Origin of the sequence: Fretibacterium fastidiosum (assembly GCF_000210715.1) — a bacterium.
Taxonomy (GTDB): Bacteria; Synergistota; Synergistia; order Synergistales; family Aminobacteriaceae; genus Fretibacterium; species Fretibacterium fastidiosum.
Genome location: NC_021038.1, coordinates 2,314,759 through 2,333,845 on the forward strand (window position 1 = coordinate 2,314,759; position 19,087 = coordinate 2,333,845).

Sequence of the window (19,087 nt, forward strand, 5' to 3'; positions counted from 1 at the left end):
AGGCTTTCCGGGATACGTGTCGTAGATGTCGCTACCCTCGAGGTAGGCGCGCATCCGCGCCGCACTTTGTATCTGGCCCTCCAGCCCCCTTGCCTCCAGCACCTCCGGCTCCAATGGCGACGTGTTCCCGTTGAGCCCCTCGAGCGACAGGGAGGTTATTATGTCTCCCATGTCGGCCAGTTCTTCAATTTCTTTGAACACCAGAGCTGCCACACCTGCGGAATAGGCGCTTGAACTGACGAGCGCCAGCGCGTCCTTGGGACCCAGAACGACAGGCTCCAAGCCGGCCTTCTTCTGTGCCTCCGCAGAGGGAAGCCGATACCCTTTATAGTTGACTTCACCCTCTCCGATCATTGCGAGGCCGATATGAGCGAGCTGCGTCAAATCCGCCTCGCCGACAGAACCCATTTCAGGGACGACCGGGCATATTCCAGCGTTTAGAAATTCCGCATAGCGGCGCGCTACGTCAAGCTGAACTCCCGTATGCCCCAGCAGAAGGCAGTTCAGACGAATGGCCATCACTGCCCTGACCTCAGCGTCAGACGCTTCTGGCGCCACAGCAAAAGAATGGGAATAGATGAGTTTGCGGTTGAAGTCCTCAAAGAACTCCTTTGCTATCCTGCGATCCTTGTTCCAGCCAACGCCGGTGGTAAAGCCGTATATGGGAACGTCTTTTTCCGCCAGATCATACACCAGCTTCCTGGCTGCCTCGAGCCTGGCCTCGGCCTCGGGAGCGATTTCGACCTCCACACCGTTCACTGCGATATCCCAGACTTTTTTGACGGTCAAATTTTTCCCGGTAAGGACAATCTTCATGGTAGAACCGCCCCCTTTGTCGACTATTTACCAGACTCCACGTCGTGTTTATTCCCGGCGTCTGCGAAAATCGGGCTCACGTCCATTTCCACTTTATCAACGAAGAATACCTTGACAAAGGCAACCGTCTGAATGGCAAAAATAAAAAGTACCACAAAGCCGGCCACCGCAGCCAGCGCTTTGACGCCATCGACACCCTGCGCTCCGCCACCGAAAGCGGCCATGACAATGGATACGATCCCCACCGATATCCCCCATACAGCTTTCATGTTTGCGGGAGGTTCCGTGCCAATGGGGACATTCCTCACGCACATTGAGCCAATGTTTGTGAGTGTCGCGTCCGCATTGGTGATGAAAGACGCCAAGATGACCAGGATATTAACTGGAAGAACGATAGCGCCAAGGTTGAAAGGCAGGTGCTTCAAAAATTCCCAGAGGGCCATGACTGCCCCTCCACTTTTAATGGCTCCCACAAGATCCGCTGCTCCAGACGCCTGCATATGGATCGCGCTTGCGCCCCATATGGCGAACCAGAAGAAGCCAAACACCGATGGAAGTATCCAGTTGACAATCATATACTCGCGGACGGTTCTGCCATAGGAAAGCATTGCCAGAAATATCCCCGTGACGGGCGCGTACCCCACCCAGAAAGCCCAGTCAAAGAGCGTCCATGAGCGGGTCAGCGCAGGGCCGCCTATGTCTATCGGGTCAAGGCCCCACAGCCAGAAGTTGTTGAGCCACTCGGCCAACCCCGCCGTGCCGATTCTGAGTATGTAAAGCGTCGGCCCTGTCAGCAGCAACAGGATCATCAACCCATAATAGAACCAGGCGTTGAGACTGCCGACGATTTTCAGCCCTTTATCGAGCCCGATGTATGACGAGAACGTAAAGGCCAAAACAATGACAACGCCAATAGCGATGAACAGTGACAGGCTCTCGTCAATGCCGTAACCGCTTTTGAGGCCGGTAACGACAAGCGTAATGCACATTGCGAGCCCAGTGGCCAGCCCGATGGCCAGTGCGAGCATGGAAAGCGTGTCGATAACGGCGGAAGCAGCGGGCGAGGCGATTTTTTTGCCGAAGAGCGGTTTAAGCGTGGCGGTCACCGTGAGTTCGTCGCGCTTGTGGTAGTAAATATAAGCCACCAACAGTCCGCACATCGCGTAGATTGCGTAGGGAAAAACCGTCCAGTTGTAATACGTGCGCGCTATGGCAAAGATTGCCGCCCTGGTGGTGTTCGGTTGAATGCCCAGCGTGTCGAGCTCACCCCATACGTTCCCGAAATATATGACCGGTTCATTGACGCCCCATGTCACGATGCCCGTAGCGATGCCGCCCGTCAAAGCCATGGCGAACCACGTCCAGAAACCGTACCTGGGTTTGGCGTCGCGGCCACCGATCCTCATGCCTCCGATCTTGGAAAAACACGTCACAGCCACAACCAGCACAAGGCTTGCCGCGATAGAAAGCTGATAGAGCCACCCGAAAGTATCAAACGACCAGAAATAAAATACGTTGCTGGCCGCGGTCAGCAGATCCTTGTTGAAAACGCCGACAACGGCGGCTATGGCCACCACAACGTAGGCGGGAATAAATACCTCCCATCGGATATTGCGTTTGACGTCTGGCGCAGAGTGTTTGGAATCCATAAAAATACCTCCCCAATGTTAAGTGATTTTCTTCCAAAATCAAAGATATGTGTTCAGGCAGCGTTGCGGGATATTATTGTTCCTCCGGTTCTGTTTTCAGGGCCGAGATTATTTTTGACGGCGTCAACGGCAGGTGCGTCAACGATGTTCCAAGCGCGCGGTTGACCGCATTGACCACTGCAGCGGCTACAGGAACGGTACATATCTCACCGATGCTCTTTGCCCCATAGGGGCCGCCCGGCTCCTCGTCTTCGATGAGCATTATGTCGACGTCCGGCATGTCGGGCATGTTGATCATATGGTATTTGTCGAAATTACGGGCCTTAGGCATTCCGTCCGCCCCATACTCCAGTTCTTCGCAGAGCGCCATGCCAATACCCATCTGTATGCCGCCGTATATCTGCCCCTCGACGAAATTTCGGTTGATGCTCTGGCCGACGTCGTGTACAGCCAGGTAGCGATTGACATGAACGAACCCCGTGAGCTTGTCCACCGAGACCTTCGCGAAATGCACTCCGAACGATGCGGGATTCTTATCCGGTGCGTATTCGCAACAGGCTTCTATCGAGCGCTTTTTTTCCCTCATTATCCGACGCACGGCTTCGCTGAGCTCGATCTTATCCTCGCCTGCCAGAACGAAACCATCGCAAAACTCGGCTCTGCAGCCATACACTTCTGACGCCTCTCTGCAAAGCAACCGCACCGCGTCCGCGGCCGCGCGCCTGGCGCACTCTCCGCAGACGTAAATGACTCGGCTGGCCTGGCAGCCGACGTCAAAAGAGCTGTAATGCGTATCACCCTCCGTCACAGTGATGCGCGCAATGTCAATTCCTGACGCCTCTGCAGCGATCTGGGCCACTGCCGTCGTCGTGCCGTTGCCAAGTTCATGGAGGGGGGTGCGCAGGATCGCCGAGCCGTCGGGAAGGATACAAAACGACATCTGTACCATATCGTGATATATCGTCTTATAATAACCGTTGCCGTGTGTAGAACAGGCAAAGCCCGCGCCGATGGAGTAACGCCCATCCACACTCAGAAGAGGATGACGGCAGCCCGGCCACCCAAAGCGCGAGGCACCTTCCTTTAGACATTCGATAATCCGTGCGCGCCCAATGTCCGACGCCCCGCTGGGGTCATGGTCGCCGTCATGCACCAAGTTGTCAAGCCTGAACTGGAGCGGATCAAGCCCCAATCTGCGGCACATGAGGTCGGTGTGAATCTCGGTCATGGTATGTATCTGCGGCGAACCGTATCCTCGACAGGCTCCGCCCGGTGTCGTTGACGTGCGCACGGCGCGGCCCTCGAATCGGAGCGCAGGGATGCGGTAAAGACGCGACGCTTTTTTGCCCATAGCCATCATAACTTTTTTAGTCCCGGTCAGGTAAGCGCCGGCGTCAGCCGTAACGTCAAATTTACGCGCCAAGATGCGGCCATTTGAGTCCAGCGCCGTCGTTACACGTCCGAGCACTGCCGCCCGCGTGCGCGTCGCCACCATGGTCTCGGTTCTGTTCGTGTTGATGAATACGGGACGACGCAGCTTCCACGCGGCCCAGGCGCACAGTGGCTCAAAGACACACTCCTGCTTGCCGCCAAACGACCCGCCCATATTCGCCTTGATGACGCGAATCTTCGACAACGGCAGGGGCAGAACCTGCGAGATGGCGTGCTGCACGCCGAAGAGTATCTGACATGGTGTGTGAACCTCGATCACGTGTTCCGGCCTCGGTATCGCAAGGACACAATGTGGCTCGAGCGCCGCGTGGTGTATCTTCTGCGTGTATACCTCGTCGCTCTCGATGTGTGCTGCGGCGGCGAATGCAGCGTCCACGTCGCCGTATTCGATATGCCCCGGGAAGGAGGCCATGCCGTCCTCGTGTAGCAGACCGGCCATCCCCTCCGCCCTGCCGATATCCACAACGGGTGGCAGAGCCTCGTATTCCACCCTGATCTTCAGCAGTGCTCTACGGGCGGTTTTTTCATCAGGAGCAAGGACAAGACCGATGTGATCCCCCACATGGCGCGCGTGGCCCCTCAGAATGGTCTCATCAGGGAAATCGTTCTGCCCCGGAAACCACTCCCCGCTGTTGTATTTGTTTTCTGGGGCGTCGCGAAAGGTCAGCACAATGACGCCATCGGTTTTCTGCGCCTCCGAAGCGTCGATGAATTTCACGATTGCGTTGGGCTGGGAGCTGAGCAACGGAATTCCGATCAGCACATCCTGTGGAAGCTGATCTGCAAGATACCTGTAGGCGCCGCGCACTTTATCGATTGAATCCTCGCGTATTATTCGTCTGCCGATATACTTGTAATTTCTTCTGCTGTTTTCTGCCGTTTTTTTGCTTTTCACGTCGGGGTCCGATGTCTTCGTCAGCATGATCCGATCACCGCCTCTCTTGCTCTTTGAGAAAGCAGAACACAGATATCCTGCGCCAGACCGCGCAGCGCCGACTGTTTGTAGGGCAACGTGGGGCGCCCTGGTATCGCTTCGGCGGCGAACGTGGCGAGTGCTGCTGGGAACGCCTCGTCAAAACCCGCTGCGGAAAGCGCTTCTTCCGCGCCGGGGACCCTTCGAGCTGCCAGCCCCAGCGTACCGACAAAAACCCTTGCGTCCTTAAACAGATTATCCGTACAGCGCGCGAGCACGGCGAGATTGACTCTGGATATGCTTACCTGGCTTCGACTGCCGATTTTCAAAAAGGCAGAAACCCGATTGACATCCAACGGGATACGAAATTCTTTTATAATTTCGCATGAGGCGAGCGTGTTCCTGTTCCGCCCAAGGACGTCCTCGACTGGAACAATCCGTTCCCCTCCTCCCGACGCAAGGACGGCCTCCGCCCCAAGGGCCGCCAGCGCCGGAGGCGTGTCCGCAGCAGGGGACGAGTTGGCAACGTTTCCGCCCACCGTGGCCCGGTTCCTTATCTGCTCCGAACCCATCTTATATGCAGCATCGGCCAGAGCGGAGGCATGGCGACGAACGAGGGGATTCCTGTGGAGAGACGTCATCGTCTCGAGAGCGCCAATGCGAAGAAAGCCGCCTTCGGTATTCTCACCTTCCAACGAGATGCCCTGCATCTCGTCCACTGCGAAAACATCGATCACGACAGCGTCATCCGCCAACTTGGCGTGGCGCTTTATCACCCAGTCAGTTCCGCCCGCGACGAGTTCCGTCCCAGGTTTAAAAACCGAGAAGAGCTCTAAAAGCGTGCGCGGGCGTTCCACTTTCATCGTTTCTCGCCCCTTGCCGCGATTCGCCTTGCCGCAGTTTCAACAGCGTTCAGGATAGGAATGTACCCAGTGCAACGGCAGACATTGCCGGCGAGAGTCCGTTTGATTTCTTCGCGGCTTGGGCATGCGTTCTGCAGCAGAAGCGCTTTGGTTGACAGAATCATACCGGGCGTACAGAAGCCGCACTGGGTTGCATCGCAGTCTATGAAAGCCTGTTGAAGTACGTCCAATTCGCCGTCCTTTTCAAGCCCCTCTATGGTGGTAATCTTGTGACCGTCGGCTTGAATCGCAGGCACAAGACAAGAGCAAACGGCCATTTCGTCCAACAGCACGGTGCATACGCCGCACTCGCCAGCGCCGCATCCCTCCCGCACGCTCACGAGACGAAACTCATCCCGCAGCATATCTATCAAACGTGTGTCGGCATCGACATCGGCTATTCTTTTTTCGTCATTGAGCGTTAAGGTGATGCGCGTCATTTTTTTCCCCCCAGCTGGAGTAAGGAACAAAGCGGTGAGCTGATGGACTTTATTCTATGAATAAGTGCTCCCCATGTCAAGGACCATAAGCATATAAAAGGGCGTTTACGTGTCGATTCGGCGCATCTCCCGGATCGTTTTGTTCCTGTAAATCAGGTCGTCCCTGATCGTGAAGCCGCTCCTTTCCCAGAACGAATTTCCCCCCTGGTTCCTGGCGAACACGACCAGCGCAACCTTGTTGATGCTGCAGCCCTTCAGTGCTTCCATTGCCGCGTTCACCAGCTTTGTCGCGATGCCTCGTTTTCTGTAATCCGGGTGGATGGACGTGTGGTAGATGTACCCTCTGCGTCCGTCGTGTCCGGACAGGATCACGCCCACGACGCTCTCCTGCTCGATCGCCACAAAGCAGGTGTCGGGATTTCTGGTCAAAAATTTCGCGATCCCCTCCCTTGAGTCGTCCAGGTCGTTCAACCCCATCCCTGAGCAGGACGTCCACAGGGCATACACTTCGTCATAGTCAGCAACGAGCATTTTCCTGATTTCCAAGCGCGTATCTCCTTTCGGTACAGAGGCACAAAACTGCAAAACACTTTCGCAACGACGGGGACATGGGTGGCTCCTGCGGTTGTCTGACGGCGAAGACGGCCCTGAGGGGCAGGTGACGCGCCGGGGCCATCGCTGAAGGAGCAAAGAAGGATCAAAAAAGAACGATTGACCTGGGTCAATCGTTCTTGCCGATGCACTCTGCCGGTCGTCTCAGGCCGGTTCAAACTCGTCCTTGCCCACGGCGCAGAGCGGGCACACCCAACCCTCCGGAAGGTCCTCAAAGGCAGTGCCTGGTGCGACGCCGTTATCCGGATCGCCAGCCTCCGGGTCATAGACATACCCGCAGACCTTGCACACGTACTTCTTCATAAAGATTCCCCCCTGCTGTTGCTTGTTGCGGCCTTCAAACAAAGTTTCAAGACCATTCGGCCTTATTATAGCTTAACCGCGTCGAATGTTGCAAACCTGCGTCCGGCTCCGGGAAACGCCAAGCTGAATCGGAGCCCGTCGCCGCATGGGGGGCTTTCCATCCCACCAAGGGAAGCTGCAATGGGGGGGCTGCCGCCGCCGCTCTCTCGCAGCGAGCCGTTAGCGCCTGTCGGAGTCCAGAGCCTTTACGGAGGCTTTGTCAGTGAATCCGCTCTTCCCCGGGTCACCAGAGATTCATGCTCAAGAAACCGGTTGGAATGGTACAATAAAAAGGCTGAAGGGTCAAAAACGATCGAAGGACTATCTCCTGAAGGGGATCGAGGGGGCGATAACGTGAGCAATTCCTTATATCGGCAGTATCGTCCCCAGAGGTTTGCCGACGTCGTGGCCCAGGAGGCGGCACGGGATGTCCTGATGCACGCTCTCGAAAACTCGCGCATCGGTCACGCCTACCTGTTTTCCGGACCGAGGGGCTGTGGAAAGACCTCCATAGCGCGGATTTTGGCGAAAGCCTTGAACTGCCGTGCTCCCCTTGGCGTCGAACCCTGCGGTTCCTGCGTCAACTGCATGGCGATCACGGCGGGCAGCAGCCCTGACGTTGTGGAGATCGACGGAGCTTCCAACAACAGCGTAGACGAGGTGCGTCAACTGAAGAGTCAGGTGCCACTGGTGCCCTTCGCTTCAAAGTACAAGGTCTACATCATTGACGAAGTCCACATGCTCTCCGCCGCAGCCTTTAACGCGCTCCTGAAGACGTTGGAGGAGCCCCCCTCCTACGTGGTCTTCATCCTGGCCACAACGGAACCCTACAAGGTGCCCGTCACCATCCGTTCCCGCTGCCAGCACATCCCGTTTCACAGCATCGGGGCCCGGAAGATCTTTGAGCACCTCACGCACGTCTGCGAATGGGAAAGGACTGCCGCTCAGCCGGAGGCGCTCTGGGAGGTCGCCCGACAGGCGGACGGCGCTCTGCGCGACGCCCTTTCCATGCTGGAACAGATCATCAACCGCGCCGCAGGCGAGGTCACCCTGGAGGACGTCGAGTCCGCCCTGGGTGCGGGTAGCCGCCCTGCCGTTGAACGTTGGCTCTCTGCCCTGAAGGGCGAGGGCAGTTCCTCCTATGTGGAGTTCACCAAGATGATGGAAGGGGGATCGCCGCAGCACGTCTTTGAGGAGCTGTTCTCCCTCGTGAAGAACCTGTGGCTTGCCGTGCGCTGGCCAAACGTGACGAGAGAACTTGACGTCTCCGAGCAGGAGAAGAAATTTCTTGCGGAGGAGGCGCCGCGGTGGTCCGCGGAGGAGCTGCGCACCCTGCTGGAGGCCGTCGCCAACCTACTTGTGCAGGTCCGCCTCGGCGTCAGGATCGATATCCTGACCGGACTTCTGATGCTGGAGCTTTCCCGTATCCTCGAACCGGACGGGGCCGCGACGAGGCGGCCCCAGGGAACGGCGAGCCCCAGCCCGCAGCCTCTATCCGCCGGCCCCGCAGCGGAGCCTGTGGAGGAGCCGGCGAAAGGGGAGGAAGAACGAGTCCCGATCCCACAGCCCCCTGACGAAAGGGGAACGGATCGAGCTGAGGGGCCTTTGAATGCGGACTGGAAGCCCGCCTCGAAGGAGGCCTTCGTCAAGCTGATGGCCGCTGCCCGTCAGGCGGACTTCGTCCTCTATTGTGCCCTTTTGGACGCCGATATGAAGCAGAGCGGGAGCTCCGTGCTCCTGGACATGAGGGATCGCTATCCCTACGAGACGCTGTGCCTCGAACGCTGGCGCTCCGGCCTCCTGGAGCTGCTGGAGGGGGCAGCCGACGGCGTGTTCCTCCGCTACCGGGACGAGGTGTTCGCCTGTGCCGGCGGCGGGCCGCGCGTTGAGGAGGCTGCCGGCGCAGGACGGAAAGGGGCGGTGCCGCAGCCTCAAGAAAAGGAGGAAACACAGCACCCCACCTCCCCGGAGGAAGAGGCGAGGCGACCGGTACACCCGGTTGAAAACGCGTCGCTCAAGGATGAAAGGCTTTCATCCGACCTGCCCTTTGACGGACTGGTCCACGATTTGTCGGTGCTGATGAAGGGCGAGGTCGTGCTGGTACGCCGCGAGGCGGATGAGGCGGCCAGGGAGAGGATGGAAGAAGCTGGAGAGGACGATGAATGATCAATGACCCGGCCTTTTGTACACCTGCACGTCCACACGGAATACAGCCTGCTGGACGGAGCCATCAGGACGAAGCAGCTTGCCGCGAAGGTGGCGGACTGGAGCGTGCCGGCGGTCGCCATGACGGACCACGGCGTCATGTACGGCGCCGTCGAGTTTTATGAGAACTGCCGCGCCGCCGGAGTGAAGCCGATCCTGGGGTGCGAGATCTACGTGGACCCCGACGGCCATCGCTCAAGGGAAAAGAAGGGGAAGAACAACCACCTCATCCTCCTCGCCGAGAACGAAGAAGGGTATCGCAACCTCGTCAAGCTCGTCTCCATCGCCAACACGGACGGCTTCTACTACAAGCCGCGCATCGATCACGACCTTCTGGCCAGCTGCGCCAGGGGGATCATCGCCTCCTCCGCCTGTCTGGCGGGGGAGGTGCCCCAGCTGGTCCTGCAGGGCCGGGAGGATGAGGCCGCCAAACGGGCGCTGCTCTACCAGGACATCATGGGGAAGGGAAACTACTTCCTTGAGATCATGTCCAACACCCTTCCCGAACAGGCCGTGGTGAACAAGGCTTTGATTCGCATCGCTAAAGACACGGGCATTCCCCTGATCGCCACGAGCGACGCCCATTACCTCAACGCGGAGGACTACGAATGGCACAAGATCCTGCTCCGCATCAATACCCATGCGGACGATACGGACGACGCCTTCGGCTTCAGCGTCAACGATTTTTACCTGCGCTCTCCAGAGGAGATGGACGCCATCTTCGGCGCCGAGGTGCCCGAGGCGCTGGACAACACGGTGGCGATCGCCGAGCGGTGCGGCGTGGAGATGAAGCTCAAGACAGGGCACTACATGCTGCCGAGCCTCGAACTCCAGGAGGGGATGACGCTGGACTCCCACCTCGAGGATGAGGCGAGGGCGGGGCTCAGAATGCGCCTGAACGCGGACACGCCGCCCGCAGAGTATGCGGAACGCCTGGAGTACGAACTGAACGTCATCACCCGGATGGGCTTTTCCGCCTACTTCCTGATCGTGGCCGGGATCATTCAGGCGGCGAAGGAGCGGGGGATTCCCATTGGGCCAGGACGCGGCTCAGCGGCGGGGTCCCTCGTGGCCTGGAGCCTGCGCATCACGGAGCTGGACCCCTTGAAGTACAACCTGCTGTTTGAGCGCTTTCTGAACCCGGAGCGCATCAGCATGCCCGACATCGACACCGACGTATCGGACCGCGGGCGCGAGCAGCTCCTGAAGCACATCGTGGAGCGCTATGGGAGCGACCGGGTGTCCCAGATCATCACCTTCGGCCGCATGAAGAGCCGCCAGGCGGTGAAGGATGTGGGGCGTGCCGTGGGGATGGAGTACGCTTTGATGGACAGGGTCGCAAAGCTGATCCCTGCCGACGCCAGGAGCATCCGCGAAGCCCTTGAGCGAACGCCGGAGCTGACGGAGCTTGCGGAGGAGGACCCGCGGATCAAAAACGTGCTGAGGACGGCGGAGCACATTGAGGGGTTGGCGCGTCACGCCTCCCAGCACGCGGCGGGCGTCGTCATCACGCCCGTTCCCATCACGGACCTGGTGCCCATTCGCCGCATCAAATCCACGGCCCCGTCGGCTCCGGACGGGGAGCTGGACGTCACCCAGACGGTGACCCAGTTCACGATGGAGCCCGTCGAGAAGCTCGGCCTGGTGAAGATGGACTTCCTCGGACTTCAGACGCTCTCCATCCTTGAGGAAGCGGTGGAGAACATCAGGCTCAACGGCAAAAACCCGCCCGACCTGCTGAGCCTCCCGATGGACGACCCGGCCACCTACAAGCTCCTTCAGGAGGCGGACACCATGGGGGTCTTCCAGTTGGAATCGGACGGCATCCGGGGAATGCTTCGCAAGCTTCGGATCGACTGCTTCGACGACCTGGTGGCGGCGCTGGCCATGTACCGCCCCGGGCCCCTCGACAGCGGCATGGTGGACCAGTACATCAAGTGCAAGCACGGCCAGGCGAAGCTGGAGTACCCGCACCCCCTGCTGGAGGATGTGCTGAAGGACACCTACGGCGTCATCCTCTACCAGGAGCAGGTGATGCAGTCCGCCTCCGTGCTGGCCGGGTATACCCTTGGCGAGGCGGACCTGCTGCGCCGCGCCATGGGGAAGAAGAAGGTCGAGGTCATGCAGGAGCAGAGGGCCAAGTTCCTCGATGGCGCCCGCCAAAAGGGCATCGACGAGAAGACGGCTTCGGGCATCTTCGACCTGATCGAGAAGTTCGCCGGATACGGCTTCAACAAGTCCCACAGCGCGGCCTACGCCCTCGTGTCCTACCAGACGGCGTACCTGAAGGCGAACTACAAGGCGGAGTTCATGGCGTCCTACCTGTCGAGCCAGATGAAGTCCAAGAAGGACGTCCTGGGGCACTACGTGCGCGAGGTGCGTCAAAGCGGCATCTCGGTCCTGCCGCCGGACGTCAACTCCTCTATGGAAAGCTTCACCGCCGTGGGCGACGTGATTCGCTTCGGGCTTGGGGCCGTCCTGAGGGTCGGGCATAACGCGGTGGAGGCCATCGTCAAGGCGCGGGAGGAGGGGCCCTTCAAGTCCCTGTGGGATTTCCTTCGCCGCGTGGACCTGCACGACATGAACCGGGCGATGATCGAGAACCTCATCAAGGCGGGGGCCTTTGACGAGATCACCCCAAACCGGGCCCGCCTTGTGGCGGCGCTGCCGGATTTCATCCTGGCCGCGCAGAAGATGGCCGCGGGCGGGGACCAGCTCTCGCTCTTCGACGCCATCGGGGACGACTCGGGAAGTGATCCTGAGCCGGACCTCCCCGACGTTGAGGAGTATGGAATCTATGATAAGCTGGATTACGAAAAAGAGGTTACGGGGCTCTACATCTCAGGACACCCCTTCGACAGCTGCGAGGCGCAGGTCCGCAAGTACGCCAACTGCTCGATCGCGGACCTTCCTCTGTGGAGGGGGAAGACGGCGCCGAAGGTGGGCGGGCTCATTCTCTCGGTCTCGGAGAAGACGACGAAGAAGGGGGACCTCATGGGCGTGCTGCTTCTGGAGGACTCCGAGAGCAGCGTCTCCATGGTGGCCTTCCCCAGGACGTGGGCGAAGGTAAAGGAGAGCGCCAGGGTGGGGGTCCCCTGCGTCGCCGAGGGGAAGATGGACGACCGCGAACAGCTGCTCCTGGATAAGCTGACGCCGCTGTCCGACTTCTCGGAACAGGACCCCCAGATCGTGCGCATCAGGCTGCGGGTGAACCTGGTCCCTCAGTTCGACGTGAAAAACTTTGCCCGCGCCCTGCGGGGATGCCGGGGGGCCTCGCCCATCCTCCTGGAGCTGCGGGACGATCACGACGCCTGCGTCCTGTATCTGAACGATTTTCGGGTTGACGCGCGGTCGCCGGAACGCCTGCACGAGCGCCTCCTCGAGGCTGTCCCGGCCGAGGCGCTCGAGGTGTGTTTGAGCGCAGATTGAGCTTGCGCGGGACGTCCAGTTCTTTCGAGCATCTGAGCATCTTTTGAGGTGAATGGAACATGTTTGTGAAAATCGTCTGTACGATAGGTCCTGCCAGCGAGAACTACGACACGCTAAAGGCTATGGCCGATGCGGGGATGAACGTGGCCCGCCTGAACTTCAGCCATGGCGATTACGAGGGACACGAGAAAAAGCTGAAGCTGGTCCGGCAGGTGGAGCGCGACGTCAAAAAGCCCATCGCGGCCCTGTTGGACACGAAGGGGCCGGAGATTCGGACGGGCAGGATGCAGGACGGCGCGATCCCCCTGGAGCAGGGCAGCCAGATCGTCCTGACGGGCAAGGAGGAGTGCGTTGGCACGCCCAAGCGCATTCACGTGAAGTACCCGCTGCTTGCCGACGAGGTGACGCCGGGACAGAGCGTCTTCATCGACGACGGTTCCCTGCGCCTTGAGGTGGAGAGGGTGGACGGTGACGACGTCGTCTGCAAGGTGATCGTCGGAGGGATCCTGAAGGACACGAAGGGCGTCAACATCCCAGGGGCGGACATCTCCCTGCCTGCCCTGTCGGAGAAGGACCGTGAGGACATCGCCTGGGGCATCCAGCACGGGATGGAGTACCTGGCGGTCTCCTTCGTCAAGACCCGCCAGGACGTCCTCGACGTGCGGAAGCTGGTGAAGAGCTGCGGCGGGGCCATGAAGCTGTTGGCCAAGATCGAGACGTATCAGGCCGTGCAGAACATCGAGGAGATCATCGACGTCGTGGACGGCGTGATGGTGGCCCGCGGCGACCTGGGCGTGGAGATTCCCACGGAGGACGTGCCGCTCGTCCAGAAGCGGCTCATCGCCCTGTGCCGTTCAAAGGGCAAGGTGGTGATCGTCGCCACGCAGATGCTGGACTCCATGATCCGGAACCCGCGCCCGACGCGGGCCGAGGCCAGCGACGTGGCCAACGCCGTCCTGGACGGGACGGATGCCGTGATGCTCTCCGGCGAGACGGCCTCCGGCAGCTACCCGGTGCAGGCCGTTGCCACGATGCGCCATATCGTCGATCGGACCGAGCGGGAGCTGGGAATGTGGGGGGTGCCCTTCCATGACGAGGCGTCCGTGATGGGAGTGCCGGATGCCGTCAGCGATGCCGCGGTCCTGATCTCCAAACGGGTGCAGGCCTCCGCCATCCTCTCCCTGACGAAGAGCGGCTCGACGGCCAAGATGATCAGCAAACACCGACCGATGTGCCCCATCCTGGGGCTGACGCCGCTGCAGCAGACATGGCGCGAACTGGCCCTGTGGTGGGGGATACAGCCGGTGCGCCTGGTGGAGCAGAACGACGTCAACGTGGCCGCCCGCGAGGCCATCAACAAGTGCCTTCAGGACGGCCTTCTGACGGAGGGGGAGCTGGTGGTCATCACGGCCGGCGTCCCCCTGGGGCAGCCCGGCTTCACGAACATGGTGGAGGTCCTGACGACGGGGACGGTCCTGCTCTCAGGCATCCCTCTGCTGAACAAGAACACGTCGGGCCCCGTATGCATCGCCACGACGCCGCAGGAGGCCCTTGAGAAGGCCACACCGGGCTGCGTCCTTGTCGTTCGGCAGATCACCGAGGACTATCGCCCCGTCCTGGAGAAGGTGGGGGCTCTGATCTCCGAGAGCGGTATGCTCGTCGCGGACGGCAACTTCCTCGCCGTCGATTACAACCTGCCCTGCGTCATCCGGGTGATGGACGCCTTCGCCACGCTTGCCGACGGGGACGTCGTCACGGTGGACGGGACGAAGGGGCTGATCTATCGCGGCAAGGTCCGGCTCGTCATCTAAGAATCAGGGTTGAAAGAGCATTGAGAGAGAATTGAGCTGAGAAGATGAGTTCAATATGGTCCGATGCCAGGACGTTTCTCGACATTTTTATCGTCTCCCTGATCATCTATCGGCTGTTGGTGCTGATCGTGGGGACGAGGGCGGTGCAGCTTTTGAAGGGCGTGCTGATCCTCGTCCTCTTTTCGGCTCTGGCGTCGATGCTCCGGTTTCGTCTCGTCTCGTGGCTGATCGGCCAATCGCTCTGGGCGCTGAGCTTCGCCATCCCCATCGTCTTCCAGCCGGAGCTGCGCAAGATGCTGGAGGAGATCGGGCGCGGCAACCTTTGGCAGCGCCAGCTTCCGAGGGACGTGGCGGAGCAGCGCGTCCGCCACATCATGGGGGCCCTCGGCTACATGAAGCTGCACCGCATCGGGGCGCTTCTGGTGCTGCAGGAGGAGACGGGGCTTGGCGAGTACTACAATACGGCGGTGCATCTCGACGCCAACATAACCCAGGAGCTCATCATCTCCATCTTCTGGAAGGACAACCCGCTGCACGACGGCGCCCTGATCATGAACCGCTATTCCCTCATCGCCGGAGGGTGCTACCTGCCGCTGATCGACGCCCCGGAGATATCCCGCTGGTACGGGACGCGCCACAGGGCGGCGCTGGGGCTGTCGGAGATATCCGACGCCATCGTCCTCGTGGTCTCCGAGGAGAGGGGAGAGATATCCCTTGCCTTCAAGGGCCGCCTCTCAAAGAACCTCAAGGACGCACAGGTGGAGAAGCTCCTGATGCACTACTTCGTGGGCGAACCGACGTTCCGCAGCTGGAGGGACAGGCTGCAGAGCTTCCAGCAGCTGCTCTGGGACCCCAGCACCCGGCAGCTGCACGAGGACCACGGTGACCGGTCTTAGGCAGAACGGATACAGGATGGACGGCATATCATGAAATCGGCTAGAAGAATCGATGAAATTTTGACCTCACCCTGGGCGCTGTGGACCATATCCGTCGCCACGGCCCTTTTGATGTGGTTTTACGTTACGGAAAACGATGAGGGCGTCTACGTGACGCAGAAGTTCTCCTCCCCCCTTGAATACCGCTTCCTGGATTCCCAGCTGATGCTCCGCAGCAGGGTCGCCGAGGTGGACGTGGAGATCAGGGGCCCGGAGAAGGCGATGGCCAGGCTCGACTACGGCCTCGTATCCTGCTTCGTGGACGCCAAGAACCTCGTCGGCGGCATCCGCTACACGCAGAACGTCAACGTGAGCCTTCCCCCCGACATCACGCTGGTCTCCTGCGTGCCCTCTCAGGTCGTGGTGGAGCCCGTGCGCCAGGCCTCGCGGCGCATGTCCGTCGAGGTCGTCCTGCCGCAGGATATACCGGAGGGGCAGTACCTGGAGGGGGTCGAGGTGCTTCCCAAAGAGGTTACCGTCCGCGGGTCCGAGGGGGACATCGCGAAGGTGGGGGCCCTTCAGGTGATGCCGACCGTCGCCGAGCTGCAGCTGGGGAAGGAGCTGCTCCTGCCCGTCAAGTTCGTCCAATCGGAGCCCTTCGAGGACAGCGTTGCCCTGGACCCCTCTCAGGCGAGGGTCCGGGGAGCCCTGGTGCGCGGCCTTCCAAAGAAGATGGTGCCGATCAATGCGAGGCTCAGCGGCAACCCGGACCGGGACCACGAGGTCAAGTCCGTCCTGACGGACCCCCTGGAGGCCCAGGTGGAAGGGCGCTCTTCCGTCCTGGCGAAGATTACGGCGGTGGATACGGAGACGGTGGACATCTCGCTGCTCTCGGCGGATCAGACGCTCATCGTCCCCCTGCGCGCTCCGAAGGGGGCGGAGTTGTCCGGGGTGAAGTCCGTGCGCCTCACGGTGACGCTCGGCGAGTTGAAGGCCGGAAAGCAGCTGACCAACGTCCCCGTCCAAATCCGCGGCTCGGAGGCCGACCAGTGGGTCGTCTCGCCGTCCTCCGCCTCCGTCGTCATCGAGGGGACGCCCTCACGAGTGGAGGAGGTCACGCCGGAAAGCGTGGGGCTGAACCTGTACGTCGATCTTTCAAGTATCTTTATAACTCCGGCGGACCTGGCCCTCAGGGCCGAGGTCGCTTCCGCCGATTTTCGCGTGATAAAAATCGAACCTTCCACGGTGACCGTCAACGCGGCTGAGAATCTGAAAAGATGGTGAGGTCGTCCTTTATGAAGAGCAAGAGAGTGTTGTTTGGCACGGATGGCGTCCGCGACGTCGCCAATAAAGGGGGGATGACGCCGGAGATGGCGTTGAGGCTGGGCCGGGCCTTCATCCTGTTCATGGCGGAACGGGGCACTCCCAAGCCGCGCATCGTCCTGGGGCGCGACACGCGGCGCAGCGGCATGATGCTGGAAGGGGCTCTGGCCGCGGGCATGACCTCCGCGGGCGCGGAGGTGCTCTCCCTGGGCATTATCCCGACGCCCGGCGTCAGCTACGCGGTCCGCCGGCTGACGGTGGACGGCGGGGCGGTGATCAGCGCCTCGCACAATCCGGCGGAGTACAACGGCATCAAGTTCCTGGATCGCGACGGCAGGAAGCTGTCCGACGACTCCGAGCTGAGCATCGAGGAGTACATCGGGGACAACCTCACGGACGACTGGCGCCCGACGGGCGCCTCCGTCGGCGAGGTCCGTCAGATCCCGCACATCGTCCACAGCTACGCGGAGCACCTCGCCTCCATGCTGAAGGACCACGAGGCAACGAAGTCCGGCATCGTGTTCGACTGCGCGCACGGCGCGGCGGGGACGGTGATGCCGACGCTCATCGAACGCCTGAACGCCGCGTGGCGGCTGATCGGAGCGGACCCCGACGGGATGAACATCAACGAGGGCGTGGGCGTGATGCACATGCGCCACATTGGAAACTGCGTCACGGACTTCGGGTGCCGGATCGGGTTCGCCTTCGACGGGGACGCCGACCGGGCGCTGGCTGTGGACTCGCGGGGCCGCGTGATCGACGGCGATATCATCCTCTGGGTGCTGGCGCGCTGGCTTGCTGGGGAGGGGCTGTTGGGCAGCGGCGTCGCCATGACAGTGATGAGCAACATAGCCCTTGAGGAGCACCTGAAGCGCGAGGGCGTCGGGGTCTTTCGGTGCCCCGTGGGGGACCGGTACGTGCTGGAGACGATGCTGCGGGAGGGGGCCCGCCTGGGCGGGGAACAGTCCGGACACATCATCGCAGATGCCTTCACCAGCACGGGGGACGGCCTCTGCACCGCACTCCTGTTCCTGAACGCGGTCCGTGCGCTGGGCGAGGACGTGGACACCCTGGTGGACCGCTTCGGCCGATACCCTCAAAAGCTCTCCAACCTGACCCTGAGGTCCCGCGATCGGCTGGACCTGGACCGCATCAACGACATCGCCGCGGAGGCCCAGGCCCGCATGGAGGGCAGGGGACGCATCTTCATCCGCCCCTCCGGCACGGAGCCACTCCTGCGGATCCTCGTTGAGGCCAGCGAGCTGTCGCTGGTCGAGGAGATGTCGAACCTGCTGATCGAGCGGCTGCGGGGCGTCTGCTGAACGCGGCATCCCGTCAGCCCCACCGAGGCGGAACGAGCGGAACGAAAGGAGGGGGAAGGATCATAGATCAGAGGTCCAATGTGACGAAGTGCCTGTTCCCCGTAGCGGGATTGGGGACGCGATTTCTGCCCGTCACCAAGGAGATCGCCAAGGAGATGCTGCCGCTGGTCAACCGCCCGATCATCTCCTACGGCGTTGAGGAGGCGCTTGCCTCGGGCTGCCCCGGCATCATCATGATCACGGGACGCGCGAAGCGATCCATCGAGGACTACTTCGACCGCTCCTTTGAGCTGGAGCAGCTCCTGAAGTCCAGAGGCAAGGAAGCCCTCTACGAGATGATGCTGAAGATATCGAACCTCGCGGACATCCTCTACGTTCGCCAGCGGGAACCCCTGGGGCTTGGGCATGCCGTGCTCTGCGGGGAATCCTTCTGCCGCGATGGGTACTTCGGCGTCCTCCTGCCGGATGACGTCTTTATCAGCGAACGGCCCGTCATGGCTCAGCTGATCGAGGTGCATCAGCGCCTCGGGGGAAGCGTCGTGGCGCTGGAGCTCGTGCCGCCGAAGGACGTGTCCCGTTACGGCATCGTCAGTTCGGAGGATCTGGGCAACGGGCTGCATCGCATTCACGACATGGTGGAGAAGCCCACTCTGGCCGACGCGCCGGGGCGCTACGCCATCATGGGGCGTTACGTCCTCTCGCCCTCGATCTTCCCCCTCCTGGCGGAGGGGCAGGTCGGAGCGGGCGGCGAGATCCAGCTGACCGACGCCCTGCGCCGGCTGGCTGCCGTGGAGCCGGTTTGGGGCGTCGCGTATGAGGGGCGCCGCTTCGACTGCGGCACTCAGGCAGGATGGCTGGCGGCCAACGTGCAGCTCGCCCTGGAGGACCCATCTCTACGGGACGTCGTCCTGAACCTCGTAAAGGGAGCCCTTTAAGGGAAGCTCCAGTGCAGGGGAAGGGACGTCTGAGGCGCGGCGCGGGCTTATACCAAATCGT

Annotated in this window: 14 protein-coding genes; 7 read left to right on the plus strand and 7 right to left on the minus strand. The window is 61.0% G+C overall.

Going from position 1 to position 19,087, the window contains the following annotated elements; genetic code table 11:
• From SY1_RS10445 to rd, 7 genes are all read right to left on the minus strand, one after another.
• A partial coding sequence (locus SY1_RS10445) for an aromatic amino acid ammonia-lyase (protein ID WP_208873758.1) occupies positions 1–816 on the minus strand: 816 nt, incomplete at its 3' end.
• A 23-nt stretch (positions 817–839) separates the two neighbouring features.
• Positions 840–2,465 carry a BCCT family transporter gene (locus tag SY1_RS10450; protein ID WP_015556997.1) on the minus strand — a complete coding sequence of 542 codons (1,626 nt, stop codon included), beginning with the start codon at positions 2,463–2,465 and terminating at the stop codon, positions 840–842.
• 73 nt (positions 2,466–2,538) lie between these two features.
• On the minus strand, positions 2,539–4,839 hold the full coding sequence (locus tag SY1_RS10455) for a xanthine dehydrogenase family protein molybdopterin-binding subunit (RefSeq protein ID WP_015556998.1): 2,301 nt from the start codon (positions 4,837–4,839) through the stop codon (positions 2,539–2,541).
• Complete coding sequence (locus SY1_RS10460; RefSeq protein ID WP_015556999.1) at positions 4,833–5,693, minus strand: FAD binding domain-containing protein; 861 nt, start codon at positions 5,691–5,693, stop codon at positions 4,833–4,835. Before SY1_RS10460 ends, SY1_RS10455 begins: the two co-directional genes overlap by 7 nt.
• Positions 5,690–6,172, minus strand: a complete 483-nt coding sequence (locus SY1_RS10465; RefSeq protein WP_015557000.1) for a (2Fe-2S)-binding protein — start codon at positions 6,170–6,172, stop codon at positions 5,690–5,692. The genes SY1_RS10460 and SY1_RS10465 overlap by 4 nt, the downstream gene beginning before the upstream one ends.
• A 105-nt stretch (positions 6,173–6,277) precedes the next feature.
• Positions 6,278–6,718 carry a GNAT family N-acetyltransferase gene (locus tag SY1_RS10470; protein ID WP_243440669.1) on the minus strand — a complete coding sequence of 147 codons (441 nt, stop codon included), beginning with the start codon at positions 6,716–6,718 and terminating at the stop codon, positions 6,278–6,280.
• A gap of 210 nt (positions 6,719–6,928) precedes the next feature.
• Positions 6,929–7,087 carry a rubredoxin gene (gene rd / locus SY1_RS10475; protein ID WP_015557001.1) on the minus strand — a complete coding sequence of 53 codons (159 nt, stop codon included), beginning with the start codon at positions 7,085–7,087 and terminating at the stop codon, positions 6,929–6,931.
• Between the two features lie 393 nt (positions 7,088–7,480).
• On the opposite strand from rd, the gene dnaX reads away from it, so the two are divergent.
• The 7 genes from dnaX to galU all read left to right on the plus strand — a co-directional run bounded on the left by dnaX (position 7,481) and on the right by galU (position 19,026).
• Positions 7,481–9,292, plus strand: a complete 1,812-nt coding sequence (gene dnaX / locus SY1_RS10480) for a DNA polymerase III subunit gamma/tau (RefSeq protein WP_208873759.1) — start codon at positions 7,481–7,483, stop codon at positions 9,290–9,292.
• 3 nt (positions 9,293–9,295) lie between these two features.
• Positions 9,296–12,760, plus strand: coding sequence for a DNA polymerase III subunit alpha (dnaE, locus tag SY1_RS10485; protein ID WP_015557003.1), 3,465 nt, complete (start codon positions 9,296–9,298; stop codon positions 12,758–12,760).
• 59 nt (positions 12,761–12,819) lie between these two features.
• Entirely contained in the window at positions 12,820–14,571 is a 1,752-nt protein-coding gene (pyk, locus tag SY1_RS10490; RefSeq protein WP_015557004.1) for a pyruvate kinase, read from the plus strand.
• A 44-nt stretch (positions 14,572–14,615) separates the two neighbouring features.
• Positions 14,616–15,467: a diadenylate cyclase CdaA gene (gene cdaA / locus SY1_RS10495; RefSeq protein ID WP_015557005.1), complete on the plus strand. Its 852-nt coding sequence runs from the start codon at positions 14,616–14,618 to the stop codon at positions 15,465–15,467.
• Positions 15,468–15,578: 111 nt separating this feature from the next.
• Positions 15,579–16,730, plus strand: a complete 1,152-nt coding sequence (locus SY1_RS10500; RefSeq protein WP_208873760.1) for a CdaR family protein — start codon at positions 15,579–15,581, stop codon at positions 16,728–16,730.
• Between the two features lie 11 nt (positions 16,731–16,741).
• On the plus strand, positions 16,742–18,091 hold the full coding sequence (gene glmM, locus SY1_RS10505; RefSeq protein ID WP_015557006.1) for a phosphoglucosamine mutase: 1,350 nt from the start codon (positions 16,742–16,744) through the stop codon (positions 18,089–18,091).
• Positions 18,092–18,171: 80 nt separating this feature from the next.
• Entirely contained in the window at positions 18,172–19,026 is an 855-nt protein-coding gene (gene galU, locus SY1_RS10510) for a UTP--glucose-1-phosphate uridylyltransferase GalU (RefSeq protein WP_243440670.1), read from the plus strand.
• Positions 19,027–19,087 lie beyond the last annotated feature (61 nt).